We start from the raw sequence: 13262 nt of genomic DNA on the forward strand, positions 1-13262 counted from the left end.
ATGTAAAACAAAGGTAAAATAAGCGCCCGATGTTTGTTAAATTTTGTTAATACCTTTACTCAGTGACAACAAAACCGTCCCTTTGAGGTTTTATTGTCTGAATCAGAAACGTCTGAACCGGAACTCATCGAATTAAAGAATTATTTGAATTTTACTTTAATGGTGAATATTTGGCAAGCAGATAGTTCTGTTTATTCCTTAATTCGATGAGTTCCGGTTCAGAAATAATTCTGATTCAGACTACTTAAATACAGATATTATGCAAGATACAACCATTTTATGGGCTGATGACGAAATTGACCTGCTACGACCACATATACTTTTCTTAAACGAAAAAGGCTACAAGGTTACAACCGTAACCAATGGCAACGATGCTGTTGATACTTTTAAGAGTGGCTATTTCGACCTGGTTTTCCTGGACGAAAACATGCCTGGTCTTACCGGCCTGGAAACACTGCAGCAGATCAAGAACATTAATAACGATGTGCCTATAGTGCTGATCACCAAAAACGAGGAAGAATATTTGATGGAGGATGCCATCGGTTCAAAGATTGATGATTACCTTATCAAACCGGTTCACCCCAAGCAGATCCTGCTTACCATTAAAAAATTGACCGAAAACAAACGCCTGGTTACCGAAAAAACAACCATGGCTTACCAAATGGATTTCCGCACGCTGGGCATGACGCTTAACGATAACCTGAGCCACCAGGAATGGGTTGATGTTTACAAAAAACTCATCTACTGGGAGCTGGAACTGGAAAAACTGGAAGATGCCGGCATGCACGAGATATTAACCATGCAAAAAGCTGAAGCCAATACACAGTTTTGCAAATTTATTGAACGCAACTATTTAAACTGGATAAAAAATCCGGATTCGGCGCCTACCAGCTCACCGCAGTTGTTTAAAAAGAAAGTGTTCCCTAAAATGGATGGCAAGGGGCCCTTGTTTTTTATACTGATAGATAACCTTAGGTTTGACCAGTTTAAGATCATCAACCCCATAATTTCCGAATATTTCAGGTTAGAGGAAGAGGATACTTATTACAGTATTTTACCTACTGCCACGCAATATGCCCGTAACTCTATTTTTAGCGGCCTGATGCCTTTGGATATGGAAAAAAGATATCCGCAGATGTGGCAAAATGATGAAGATGAAGGCGGAAAAAACCTTTTCGAATCTGAATTTATTGCCGATCATTTAAAACGGGTGTTAAAAAGAGACTGCAAATACTCTTACCATAAAATACTTAACATTGATGAAGGCCGGGCATTGAATGAATCGGTAAGTAACCTGATGAATAACGAGCTGAATGTGGTTGTATACAACTTTGTTGATATGCTATCACATGCCCGTACCGATATGCAGATGATTCGCGAACTGGCCAGTGATGATGCGGCTTACCGTTCATTAACCTTATCATGGTTTGAGCACTCGCCTTTGTTTGATCTGCTTAAATTTTTGGCACAGAAACAAGTACGTGTAATTATTACCACAGACCACGGTACCATCCGCGTAAAAAACCCAAGCAAAATAGTGGGCGATAGGAACACCAATACCAACTTACGCTATAAACAAGGTAAAAACCTTAATTATAATGCTAAAGAAGTATTCCACATCCGTAACCCCCATGATGCTATGCTCCCTAAGCTGCACTTAAGTTCAAGCTTTGTGTTTGCCAAGGAAGACAGCTATTTTGTGTACCCGAACAACTATAACCACTTTGTTAACTTTTATAATGAAACCTTCCAGCATGGAGGCATCTCGTTAGAGGAAATGATAATACCGGTTGTAACCTACGGACCAAAATAGGAAGCGCCTCTATATCTCTCCGCTGATTAGCGGAAGACTTTAAAAACATAAAAGGAAAGGCCAATCGTTTTGCGATTGGCCTTTCCTTTTATGTTTGATATTTTTAAATTCTGTAAAGCGCAAATCAAAAAACTCCCCCTTCAGGAGGTTGGGGGGCTCTACTTCTTTTGCTTATCAGCAAAAGCGAATACCTTTTGCAATAACGGCGTTGTGCGTGCACCAAGATTTTGGCGAATATCCAACTCTTGTTTGGCTATCTCCAGAAATAAACCATCAATAGCTTTTTGGGTTACATAATCGCTGATATCGGGATTAATCTTAGATACAAATGGTACTTTGTTGTAGGCCTGGGCTGCATCTGTATAGTATTTTGTAGCACCTGTTTTGTTTAAACTTAATTGTACAACAGGTTTAAACTTGTCTGATAACTGCAAGGTTGTTGTGCGCTTAAAATATTGAGTTGCAGCATCCTCTTTACCCAATAAAATATTGGTAACATCCTGCAAGGTCATTTGCTTTACAGCACTGATAAATATGGGTTTTGCCTGTACCGCGGCATCTTCTGCGGCATGATTAAGGGAGGTTATCACATTATCACAAAGACTGCCCAAGCCAATGCTTCTAAGCGTTCTTTCTGCTTTTTGGGCTTCGGGCGGAAAAAGTATCTTAACCTCCGCGTTCTTCAAAAAACCATCCACTGCCGAAAGCTTATCTGAGCTTTTACCGGTTCCTATTTCAAGGGCCTGTTTAAGGCCGTTGCCAATTTCAAATGTTGTTGGGTTACCCTGTGGGCTTGTTACTGCTGCCCGGGCTACCTGGTTCAGCGTATCGCAACTGCTAAGTGTTATAAAGAACAATAAAACAGCTATAGATAATATTTTTGTTTTCATAGTTGCTAAAAGTAACAAAAATGCCTCCAAGTATTTGGAAAATTATCCTATCGCTTTTAACAGGGCAAATACACCGGCAGCAATCAGGGCAGAAATTGGAATGGTAATTATCCAGGCCCACACCAGGTTAATGGTTACCCCCCAGCGTACTGCAGAAACACGCTTGGTTAAACCTACACCGATAATTGAACCTGTAATAGTATGAGTTGTTGAAACCGGAATACCAAATCTTTCGGTAATAAAAAGGGTAATGGCACCGGCTGTTTCCGCACTTACGCCTTCCAATGGAGTTACCTTGGTGATCTTTGACCCCATGGTTTTAACGATCTTCCAACCACCAGACATGGTTCCGGCTGCAATAGCCGAGTAACAAGCCAATGGGATCCACTCGGGCATTGCTGCGCCAGGCTGAATAATTTTTGCAGCTATCAACGTTACATATAGTATTCCCATTACCTTTTGCGCGTCGTTACCACCATGTGCAAAACTTAATGCCGCTGCCGATACCAACTGTAATCTTTTAAACCAGCGCTCTGCGGCGGCAGGCCTTGCTCTTTTACAGATGTTTAGTATCACAATGGTTACTATATATGCTATAATTAAGCCGATAAAAGGGGCTAACACAATATATGCTACAATGGTAAGCACATACTTCATTTCGATGGCATGCAGGGCATTTGCACCCATATAAAGGGCATTAGTCATACCTGCACCTGCAAAGCCACCAATAAGCGTATGCGATGAGCTTGAAGGGATCCCAAACCACCAGGTAATTAAATTCCAGGAGATAGCTGCAATTAAGCCGGCCAATATTACATGCATGGTTACATAATGCTCCAGTACGATCTTTGAAACCGTATTGGCAACCTTATGATCTTTTATAAAAAAGTAAGCTGCAAAGTTAAACACTGCTGCCATGAGCACAGCCTGGAAAGGTGTAAGTACTTTAGTAGATACTATGGTAGCGATGGAGTTGGCAGCGTCATGAAAACCGTTTGTGTAATCAAAAACAAGAGCAAGTACAACAACAACGACAAGTAGGGAAGTAACCATTTAGTGATGATTAGGATATGCTTAAGCGTTTTTAACTAAAATTGATTCCATTACGTTGGCCGCATCTTCGCACATATCTGTAGCGGTTTCAAGGGCGGCAAGTATCTCTTTATATTTTATAAGCCTGATAGCATCCTTTTCGTACAGGAACAGATCTGCTACAGCGCGGTCAAATACATAATCAGCCTGGTTTTCCACGCTGTTTATCCTGATGCATGAATCGGCAATGTTACGTACGTTACGTAAATCTTTTAATTCGCGTACAGCTTTTTCCAGGTCAATACTGGCCTGCAAAATCAAATCAGATAGCTTACGGATATGCTCATTAAAATCATCTATCCTGTAAAGGCTCATGCGGTTAGCAGCACCTTGTATATAATCGGCAACATCATCAATAGCAGTAGCTAATGCGTGAATGTCCTCACGATCAAATGGCGTAATGAAATTTTTACCCAGCTCAAGATATATCTGGTGTGTAAGTTCATCGCCTTTGTTCTCCAGCTTGTCAATCTGTTTAAACAACTCCTCGCGGGTGGCGGCGTTGTTTGAGTTAACAGCTTCAACCAATATAGTTCCCATGGTTACTACATTGCTTGCCGCTTGCTCAAATAAAGGAAAAAATATTTTTTTATCCTTTGGTACAAAATACTGGAAAATGCTGTTAAGTGACATATTGCTTTAAATTGAGGTAAAGGTACGGTTGCTATGTTAAATTAATGTTAACTTTTTAACACTGGTATATTTGGGAAAGGTAGAGTTTGTTTTGCTCTTTGCAAAGTAAAACCAAAGGTAGATCCGAGCCCCTCGGTACTGCGTACGTTGATGGTTTGCTGGTGCGCTTCAATAATATGTTTTACAATAGCCAACCCCAAACCCGAACCGCCAATTTGCCTTGAACGGCTTGTATCAGTACGGTAAAAGCGCTCAAAAAGGCGCGGCAGAAATTTCTCTTCTATACCAATACCATCATCGGTAACTTCAACCAAAACCTGGTCATGCAGTACAAACAGGCTTACTGATGTGCTGCCTTCCTCTTTACCGTATTTAAAGGAATTATCTATAAGGTTCACCAAAACCTGCCTTATTTTTTCCCTGTCGGCATATACAATAATACCTTCATCATATTTTTGTTTAAAGATCAGTTTAATCTTGTATTGCTTGCCCTTAATCTCCAATGACTCAAACACCTCTTTTATAAGATCATTGATCTTAAATTTTGTATAATTAATAGGGATCTCGCCCGATTCCAGCTTGGAGATCTCATCCAGGTCCTTAATCAGGTAGCTTAAGCGATCAACGTTTTTCGAGGCTTTCTCCAAAAACTGCTTTGCCATTTCACGATCATCAAAATCATCATCCTGCAGGGCTTCTATATATCCCTGTATAGCAAAAAGCGGTGTTTTAAACTCGTGCGATATATTGGATAAAAAATCCCGGCGAAATTTTTCCTGCTTGCGCAATTCATCAATTTCTGATTTTTTTTGCTTCGCCCATTCTTTTACTTCCTGTTCAACATCATCAATCGGGTTGGCCGTTACATGCTCGCCAAGGGCATCGCGCAGGTCGCGCCCCAACTTCAGGTTATGGATAAGCTTATAGATAAGTTTAATGCGCGAGTAAATATATTTTTCTATGAGGTAGTAAAATACGATGTAGCTTACGACAAGGGTAGCCGTAAAAGTGATCATAACATCGTACCATTTGTGTTGAAAATAAAAGTTTACTGCCGACAGCGTTATTGCTACGCCTGTTGCGGTAACTAAAACCAATACGCGCAAATTCATAGCGTAAAGCTACGATTTATAGATCACTAACTGCCAGCGGAAAGGCCACTTCCATGTTAAATTAAAGTTATCAATTCCTGCATTTTTAAGCAAGGTTAATAATTCGCGCTTTTTAAAGGCACGCTTTACTGATAAAGGACCATCATAACGTACCATTTTGTTGCGGGTTAAAACATGGGTTATCACTATAACTGCGTAGTACAATAACCAATGCCGGTGCAGATCGGTAATAATAATGCCTTTGCCGGCAGATGCATGCATGTTTTTGATCATCTGTATCCAATGCTCATCATCAAAATGGTGGGTGAACAGGCTGCTGATAATGATATCGTGTTTGCCCAGCAAATGAATATCCTTTATCACATCGGCTTGTACATAGCTGATATTATTAAAGCCCTTTGATGCCTTGCCTGCAAAATTGATTGCCGCGGGGGCCGCGTCAATACCCGTAAGTTTTAGGTGAATTTGTTGCTGTTTAGCCCAATTGGCAATGGCAATTAGCGTGTCGCCACCACCACAGCCCCAGTCACTAACCGAATAACCATTATGCACCGGAAATTTTTTGAGGCTGTCTATTATACTATTATGCCCGCCAAACCAGGAGTTTACTTTACCTAATCCCTCTAAGACCGGGGCTATTTCATTATATGGCAAATAGAGATCATCCATGATCTCGGCATCAAAAACGCGGATTGATAAATCGGGCATATCGTAAATACGCTTATATCAGGCAAAAGGTTTGCCATGGGTTTTACTTATCAGGTAACGAGACAACGGTGGCAGGCCGTTTAACAGGTGCAGAGTAAGCGCGGTAGTATTGTTATTGCCAAACAACCGTTGTAGCTGTCGCCCCACCCACAAACGCTGTGCAAATTGCTTATTCCAGCTCTCTGTATAGTCGGCTTCCAGGCTTGCACGATTGCTGTCAACAAATTTACCGGGCTTATAATGACTGATGATTTTCTCTGATAGTATCTTAGCCGAGTGAATTGCCATAGTCATCCCATTGCCGCAAAGCGGGGCAATCATCCCGGCCGTATCTCCGCTCATCAGGATGTGGTTATCAACCGGGGCCTTTTTCTCAAATGAGATCTCATTGATCACTTCGGGCTTATCCAGCAAAAATTCTGCATTGGTAAAAATATCGTTCAGATAAGGGTTTTTACGAATGATGTTATCCTCTAAAGCCTGTAATGTTCCGAACTTACGCAGGTCGTCCCGGTGCGCCATATAGCACATGCAGTACCTGTCGCCATCTGTTTTGCTTACGCCGCAATAGCCATCTTTATAATTATTAAGCTGGATAAGATCGTCTGGAAAATCCATTTTTACATGAAACTTTACCGCCAGGTACGGACTTCGTTTATAAAAAAATGGGCGTTTTAGTTTTTGGTCGAGGTTTGATCGTTTACCGAATGAGCCGATAACCAGCGGGGCAGTCAGCACCGCGCCGGGAGTAACCACCTCGAAATGATTGTTTTTAAAATGAATATCCTCCACCCGTGTGCCAATCATGAAGTTTACCCCTTCCACCATCGCTTTATGGTAAAGAAAATTATCAAAAGTGTAACGACTCAATCCAAAACCACCCAAATCAAGCTTTTGCGAAAATTTGGTACCAGATGCCGCTGTAACTTCCACCCGGTTGATGCGGGAAACGTTCAACTGATCAAGATCAATATCTAAGCTGCCGAGAAAGGGAATTACTTCGTTGGAGATATATTCGCCGCATACCCGGTGCATCGGGTAGGTTTTTTTTTCGATAAGGGTAACCTTTAATCCGGCGCGGTTAAGCAATATCGCATTAAATAATCCGGCCAGGCCGCCACCAACTATCAATACGTCGCTCATGTGGGTTAATGCATTTCAAGTATCATACCTTCAACCGTTAAACCGGGCCCAAAGGCAAAGCTCATGATCTTTTGATCTACTAGGTTTCCGGCTTTAAGCATTTTCTGCAACACAAAAAGAATAGTGGCAGATGACATGTTTCCGTATTCCTGCAATACCTGGTAAGCAAACGCATTACTTTCTTCGGGAAGTTCCAATGCCTCTTCAACCGCTTCCAGTATTTTACGCCCCCCCGGATGCACGGCGTACGCGGTGATCTGCCCGGCATCAAGCTTTGCTTTTTGCAAAAACCTACCGGTTAAGGCCTTTATGTTTTTTTTGATCTGTTTAGATACGCGCGACGTAAGCTTCATTTCAAAACCGGTATTGCCCACATACCAGCCCATATCATCGCGGGCCTCGATCACAAATTCCGAGTAGAAATTTTTTAAAGAGAGATGTGTTCCTTTACTCAATCGTTGTGATGTATTTTCAACCAATACCGCAGCTGCCCCGTCAGAGAACAGGGAATTGGCAACCCAATTATCCAGGGTATTATCTTTTTGAAAATGCAGCGTACAGAGCTCTACACTTACCACCAGCACCTTTGCTTCTGGGGTGGCCCGGCAAATATAGTCGGCAACTTTTAAACCATTAATTGCACCATAGCATCCCATAAAATTGATACAGGTGCGTTCTGTATCGCGATTAAGGCCAAGCTTTTCTACCAGCTCGATATCAATGCCTGGGGCATGCATACCGGTACAGCTGATGGTTATCAGGTGTGTTACCTGCTGTAAAACACCTTCTTCAAAGCCCGCAATGCAGTTTTTTACAGCATTAATGGCTATAGCTATCGCTTCATTTTCGTAAAACTTTAGCCGCTTCTGCGTGTCAGGGAAAGGATCAAAATTTCCTGATGGATCAAAAAAAGTATAATTGGATGGATCGCTTTCGCCAAAATCCTTAATTACCGAATACCGATGATCGATACCAGAATTATCATAAATGCTTTTTAACCTTGCTGCATTTGTATTATCCAACCCAAAAGCGTTCACCATAAAGTGGTAAATATCAGCCTGGGCAATACGGTTATGGGGATTTGCTATCCCGATGGCACTAATGCAACTCTCCATTAATTTTTTTTAAACCTTTTATTTGCTAATCTCTGTTTCTACCAGGATATTGGCTTCGTTTGATAGCACAATATTCTGGCCGCCAATGCCAAAGTCGGTTCTTAAAACCTGGAATCCCCCTTTAAATATTGCAGTATTGCCCGCTTCAGTATACGTAAAAGGTATTTCTATCAACTTTGTTTTATCTTTAATACTTACGTTAAAACTGCCCGTATAGTTGTTTCCGCTTGTATGTTTAAATGAAACCGATTTTACGGTGATCTTAGGATATTTGGCTACATCAAAGTAGGCTTCACTTTTGATGTGGCTATCCCGGCTTTCGTTATCGGTATTTAAACTATTAGATGCTACCGAAGCCTCTATTGAGCTACCCGCAAGGTTAGTTGGCTTAAACTGGATGTCGGCATTAACGCCTCCAAAATTACCGCTTACATTAAAGCCCAGGTTTTTAATTTTAAAAGAGACATTTGAGTGTGTTACCTTGCTTTGTGCAAAGGTGTTTATAGCTAAAAAAGCTAAGATCGCGACTGCATATATTTTTTTAATCATGGTATAATAACGTAGTTTTCAAACATAATGATTTATGCAATACTAATTTTTACTTTAGTGAAATGAAGCATCCTATTTTATGTTTATAACGTTTAGTAAACAGTCACCGTTGCCTTCATCTTTCTAATATGCATCAATTGAATGAAAATTAATCAAATTATACCTACATCTTCGGCACTTGCACACCTGCGTTTTGTTTTTTCTGTCTTCCTGCTGCCGGTATATTTGTTTGCCTTTAGCCAGGTGCCGTTTATTGATCCTGTTAATGCAATATTGGTGTTTTTAATCTGGCATTTTTTGGCATTCCCGGCAAGTAATGGATATAACAGTTATTTTGATAAGGATGAGGATAGTATTGGCCTTTTAGAAAAGCCGCCCCAAGTAGATATCAGCCTTTATTATTTTTCCATTTTGCTGGAGGCTTTGGCTTTTTTATTGGGTTTTTTAATCAGTTGGGAATTTGCTTTCGCGGTGCTGCTCTATGGCATCATGTCCAAACTTTATAGTCACCCGGCAACCCGGTTAAAAAAATACCCCATCATTAGCTTTCTTACGGTTTTCTTTTTCCAGGGAGCTTTTATCTATTATGTCACTTTTTCGGCACTGAGTGGCCTAAGCTTATTGAGGCATTGGGATATTAGCTTTATAGTAGCCGGGGCAATATGTTCTTGTTTAATTGGGGCATCATATCCATTAACACAGGTTTACCAGCATGAAGAAGATAGCCGCCGTGGCGATAACACCATTAGCCTTTTGCTGGGTTATAAAGGGTCGTTTATTTTCTCGGGAGCGTTATTTGCGTTGGGAATTGCCTGCTCGTTTTATTACTGGCATACCGCGGATAAAATGTATAACTTTTATTTTTTCCTGGTATGCGCGCTGCCTATATTTTTATTTTTTAATTATTGGTTTTACAAAGTGGGTAAATCAACCGATAACGCCAACTTTAAAAATGCCATGCGGATGAATTTTTTAAGTTCGGGATGTATGCTGATCTATTTTGGAACGCTGGCGCTGATTGGGTAATCTGTTTAAAAGAACAGGTGGTAGATAGGTAGCTCCTACGGAGCAAAGCGATCATTCATTTTTGGGGGCTACAAACAGGTAGCCTCTACGAGGCATTTAAGACATTTCCAATTGACATAACAAATATCCCGTGGGGATATGCACCCTATAAACGCTTAGTGTCATTCTTTTAACATGCAAATATATCCCGTAGGGATAACCTGTTTGTAGAAAAAAAACAGGTAATCTTTTTGCCTCGTAGAGGTTACCCAATAAAGCGCGGGGCAATCAATCTATCAAATCCCGAAACACATATTTTTCATCATAATTAACCGAATAATCTTTCAAAATATTCAAATACTCTTCTTTGAATGATTTCTTTCGATGATGTTCTTTTTGATTGTTGATGTATTTAACAACTGAATCTATTTGAGAATTACTATTGCTGAAAGCTCCATAACCTTCCTGCCATTGAAACTTTCTCTTGGTAAATCCTTGTTTGTTTACAAATTCCGAACTGTCTCCTTTAACAAGCCGCATTAACTCGGATATTGACTGGCTGGGGTTAAGGCCAATAAAAAGATGTGAATGATCTGTCGCAGAGTTTATCGCAAGTAATTTGTGCCCATTATTTTGAACTATTCCGGTAATGTAACGATGCAATTGTTCTTCCCATTCAGGTTGAATTATTGCCATCCTGTATTTTGCGGCAAATACAAAATGAATATATAGTTGTGTATAAGTATTAGGCATAAACAAATTTAATATTGTATTAGTCTTTTGCAAACTTTAAATACCGTTACAATTAAAATTCAATATGCGCACGCAACGAAAATACATTCACCGGGCCGCGGTCTTTATTGTATGCCGGGTTTAGGATAAACTGATAATCGGGCGAAAGCCAGAATTTTTTCTGATAGGCATTTATCTTATAATACAGTTCGGCTATCAGTTCATTGCTGTAATTTAGTTTTCCATCACCAATAATAAAACCGTATCCGCCGGCGGCAAGGTAATCGCGATGTGGCCGGGCGAGGCCATTGGCTACAAATGCAAGTCCTAATTCGTCGTCGCCACGTTTCCATGAGCTGCCTTTGAGCATAGCGCCAAAGCTTAATGACCGGTCTATTTCTGTAAAATACCAGGTTTCGGTATGGCCATCGTTATAGCTTACTTTGGCAAATACGCCAAAATCCTTGCTCAGGTATTGATCAGCACTAATGCCGAAACCATATTTATGTTTGCCATAAACCAGGTTGGTATCAATAACAGGATTAACCGCATTAATAGCCAGCGCCTGCCTGTAATCGCCCATTTTGCCATTGTTACGAAAGCCCAATACCCTCACGGTCCCTTTGTTGCCGCCAACGGTGTAACGCCTTTCATACTCCAGGGTTTGGGTATTGGCTTTCCCAATTTTTGCGTCCCATATAGCACCATTGGCTGTGGTTGTCGACATGGTGAAGGCAAATCTTAACGTCCAGTTGGGCATACCCAATTCAGTATGTACGCCCATGGCATAGCCGCGGGTATTTGCCGGATAATCCCACGCACCGTTATCCATTAACGCCCAGTTCATGAACTGCGACCTTGGGTCATGACTAAACTCGTTACCGTCATAAAAATCGGCCATACCAAATTTACCAACGGTAACAGAAAAATAACGTTTGCTTTTTAAACCTGCCAATTGGTTGACATCATCCTGTAGTGTGTCTTTATCTTTTCCCCATTCAAAATTTTGGGTAAAATATAAACGGGCTATATAAATTTTAGGCTCCGAACCTCCAACCCTAAAGGTTTCGCCATTTGGGAAACCTGCTACACCCAGCGTTTTGCTCAGGCCCGATCCACCAGACATTTCGGGATTAAAATAGGCCGAGGCCCCTTTCCATAGGCGTGCAGCCCCAAAAAATGTAGTGGTTATTGAACTTTGGGTTTCTGATTTGGTGAGCAAACTATTGTTGCCGGTATAATCGGCACCAAATGATGGTTTATACTGGGTAATAATGGTTTGCTGGAAATGAAAATTAAAGCGCTGTTGCTTTAACGTATCCTGTGCTTTTGTAATAACACCTATACTTAACAGGGGAATTATAAATAGTAAAGTTTTTTTCATAAATAATAATTGATGCTGAAACGTTTTTTTTAACCTATGGTTTGCATTCCAGGTAGAATTGCTGCAAATAAGCCTCCATAAATTGATGACGCTGTTGGGCCAGCTTACGGCCGGTGGCGGTATTCATCTTATCTTTCAGTAATAATAGTTTTTCGTAAAAGTGATTGATTGAAGGCGCGGGGGAGTTTTTATACTCCTCTTTGCTCATATTTAAATTGGGCTCAATTTCGGGGTTATAAATTTCTAGGCCTTTAAAGCCGCCATAAGTAAAGGCCCTGGCTATACCTATAGCACCAATAGCGTCAAGCCTGTCGGCATCTTGTACTATAGCTAATTCCGGAGAGTGGAAGGATGGCTTATCAAAGCTTGATTTAAACGACATATACCTGATGATCTGTTGCACATGTACAATAACATCTGCATCAACATTTACGCTCTGCAAATAATTGCCGGCTGTAAGCGGACCTATTTCTTCATCCCCATTATGGAATTTACTATCGGCAATATCATGAAGCAGGGCTGCAAGCTCAACGATAAGCAAGTTGGCTTTTTCGGTTTGTGCAATTAGTTTGGCATTGGTCCATACCCGGTGTATGTGCCACCAGTCGTGGCCACCTTCGGCATTTTTAAGGGTATCGCGTACAAATTGTACCGTATTATCAATCAGATTGGCTGTCTCCATAACGGGTGCAAAGATATTATTGCCCCGGATGAAACAACGGATAATTTATAAATTATTAACAAACGACAATCTTTCTGTGTCTATCAGGGAGTAAATATCTACATCTAATATGGCGGCCACCTGGAATAGTCTTTCAACGGTTATTTTGGTATAGCCCAACTCAATTTTACTATATGCATTTTGCGATATATTCAATTTAGCGGCAAGATACTCCTGCGTGTAGTTTAACTGCTCGCGCGTGTGTCTTATATTAACAGCAATTGCCTTGATCTTATAGTTCAGCGTATCTTTCATCAAATTAGTTTATTTATTATTATCAATAAACGAGATTAACTAAGAACTGGATTTACACTTTTTAGTTTTATAGAAACTTTTCTTTCTGTCATTAAAGAATCAGTTTTTTG

At 40.6% G+C, this 13262-nt stretch carries 14 protein-coding genes; 2 read left to right on the forward strand and 12 right to left on the reverse strand.

Annotation, left to right across the window (positions count from 1 at the left end):
• Positions 1-259: 259 nt before the first annotated feature.
• Complete coding sequence (gene porX / locus AC1DYB_RS07085; RefSeq protein WP_295721794.1) at positions 260-1813, forward strand: T9SS response regulator signal transducer PorX; 1554 nt, start codon at positions 260-262, stop codon at positions 1811-1813.
• A 158-nt stretch (positions 1814-1971) separates the two neighbouring features.
• Here the strand turns inward: porX and AC1DYB_RS07090 are convergent, their stop codons facing one another.
• Genes AC1DYB_RS07090 through AC1DYB_RS07125 form a run of 8 tightly spaced genes read right to left on the reverse strand, consistent with a single transcriptional unit; the run spans position 1972 to position 9055 of the window.
• The gene (locus AC1DYB_RS07090) at positions 1972-2703 is read right to left on the reverse strand and encodes a DUF4197 domain-containing protein (RefSeq protein WP_477433582.1); all 732 of its coding nucleotides are present in this window, start codon (positions 2701-2703) and stop codon (positions 1972-1974) included.
• Positions 2704-2745: 42 nt separating this feature from the next.
• Entirely contained in the window at positions 2746-3756 is a 1011-nt protein-coding gene (locus AC1DYB_RS07095) for an inorganic phosphate transporter (protein ID WP_477433584.1), read from the reverse strand.
• Positions 3757-3777: 21 nt separating this feature from the next.
• Positions 3778-4428 carry a DUF47 domain-containing protein gene (locus AC1DYB_RS07100; protein WP_477433586.1) on the reverse strand — a complete coding sequence of 217 codons (651 nt, stop codon included), beginning with the start codon at positions 4426-4428 and terminating at the stop codon, positions 3778-3780.
• 47 nt (positions 4429-4475) lie between these two features.
• Positions 4476-5540, reverse strand: coding sequence for a sensor histidine kinase (locus AC1DYB_RS07105; protein WP_477433588.1), 1065 nt, complete (start codon positions 5538-5540; stop codon positions 4476-4478).
• Between the two features lie 9 nt (positions 5541-5549).
• Positions 5550-6248, reverse strand: coding sequence for a methyltransferase domain-containing protein (locus AC1DYB_RS07110; protein ID WP_477433590.1), 699 nt, complete (start codon positions 6246-6248; stop codon positions 5550-5552).
• Between the two features lie 18 nt (positions 6249-6266).
• Entirely contained in the window at positions 6267-7391 is a 1125-nt protein-coding gene (locus AC1DYB_RS07115; RefSeq protein WP_477433592.1) for an NAD(P)/FAD-dependent oxidoreductase, read from the reverse strand.
• Positions 7392-7396: 5 nt separating this feature from the next.
• Positions 7397-8506 carry a type III polyketide synthase gene (locus AC1DYB_RS07120; RefSeq protein WP_477433594.1) on the reverse strand — a complete coding sequence of 370 codons (1110 nt, stop codon included), beginning with the start codon at positions 8504-8506 and terminating at the stop codon, positions 7397-7399.
• An 18-nt stretch (positions 8507-8524) separates the two neighbouring features.
• Positions 8525-9055, reverse strand: coding sequence for a YceI family protein (locus AC1DYB_RS07125; RefSeq protein WP_295721810.1), 531 nt, complete (start codon positions 9053-9055; stop codon positions 8525-8527).
• A gap of 141 nt (positions 9056-9196) precedes the next feature.
• Here AC1DYB_RS07125 and AC1DYB_RS07130 point away from each other — a divergent pair, with 141 nt between their 5' ends.
• Positions 9197-10081 (forward strand): UbiA family prenyltransferase, encoded by an 885-nt coding sequence (locus AC1DYB_RS07130; protein ID WP_477433597.1) that lies wholly within the window; start codon positions 9197-9199, stop codon positions 10079-10081.
• Positions 10082-10348: 267 nt separating this feature from the next.
• Here AC1DYB_RS07130 and tnpA read toward each other — a convergent pair whose 3' ends face one another.
• Genes tnpA through AC1DYB_RS07150 form a run of 4 tightly spaced genes read right to left on the reverse strand, consistent with a single transcriptional unit; the run spans position 10349 to position 13152 of the window.
• A complete protein-coding gene (gene tnpA, locus AC1DYB_RS07135) occupies positions 10349-10813 on the reverse strand; it encodes an IS200/IS605 family transposase (RefSeq protein ID WP_477433599.1) in 465 nt (154 codons plus the stop codon).
• Positions 10814-10865: 52 nt separating this feature from the next.
• Entirely contained in the window at positions 10866-12176 is a 1311-nt protein-coding gene (locus AC1DYB_RS07140) for a carbohydrate porin (protein WP_477433601.1), read from the reverse strand.
• A gap of 34 nt (positions 12177-12210) precedes the next feature.
• Positions 12211-12858: an HD domain-containing protein gene (locus AC1DYB_RS07145; protein ID WP_477433603.1), complete on the reverse strand. Its 648-nt coding sequence runs from the start codon at positions 12856-12858 to the stop codon at positions 12211-12213.
• A gap of 45 nt (positions 12859-12903) precedes the next feature.
• Positions 12904-13152: a helix-turn-helix domain-containing protein gene (locus AC1DYB_RS07150; RefSeq protein WP_477433605.1), complete on the reverse strand. Its 249-nt coding sequence runs from the start codon at positions 13150-13152 to the stop codon at positions 12904-12906.
• Positions 13153-13262: the final 110 nt, after the last annotated feature.

The organism is Mucilaginibacter sp. P2_A4, assembly GCF_056405015.1.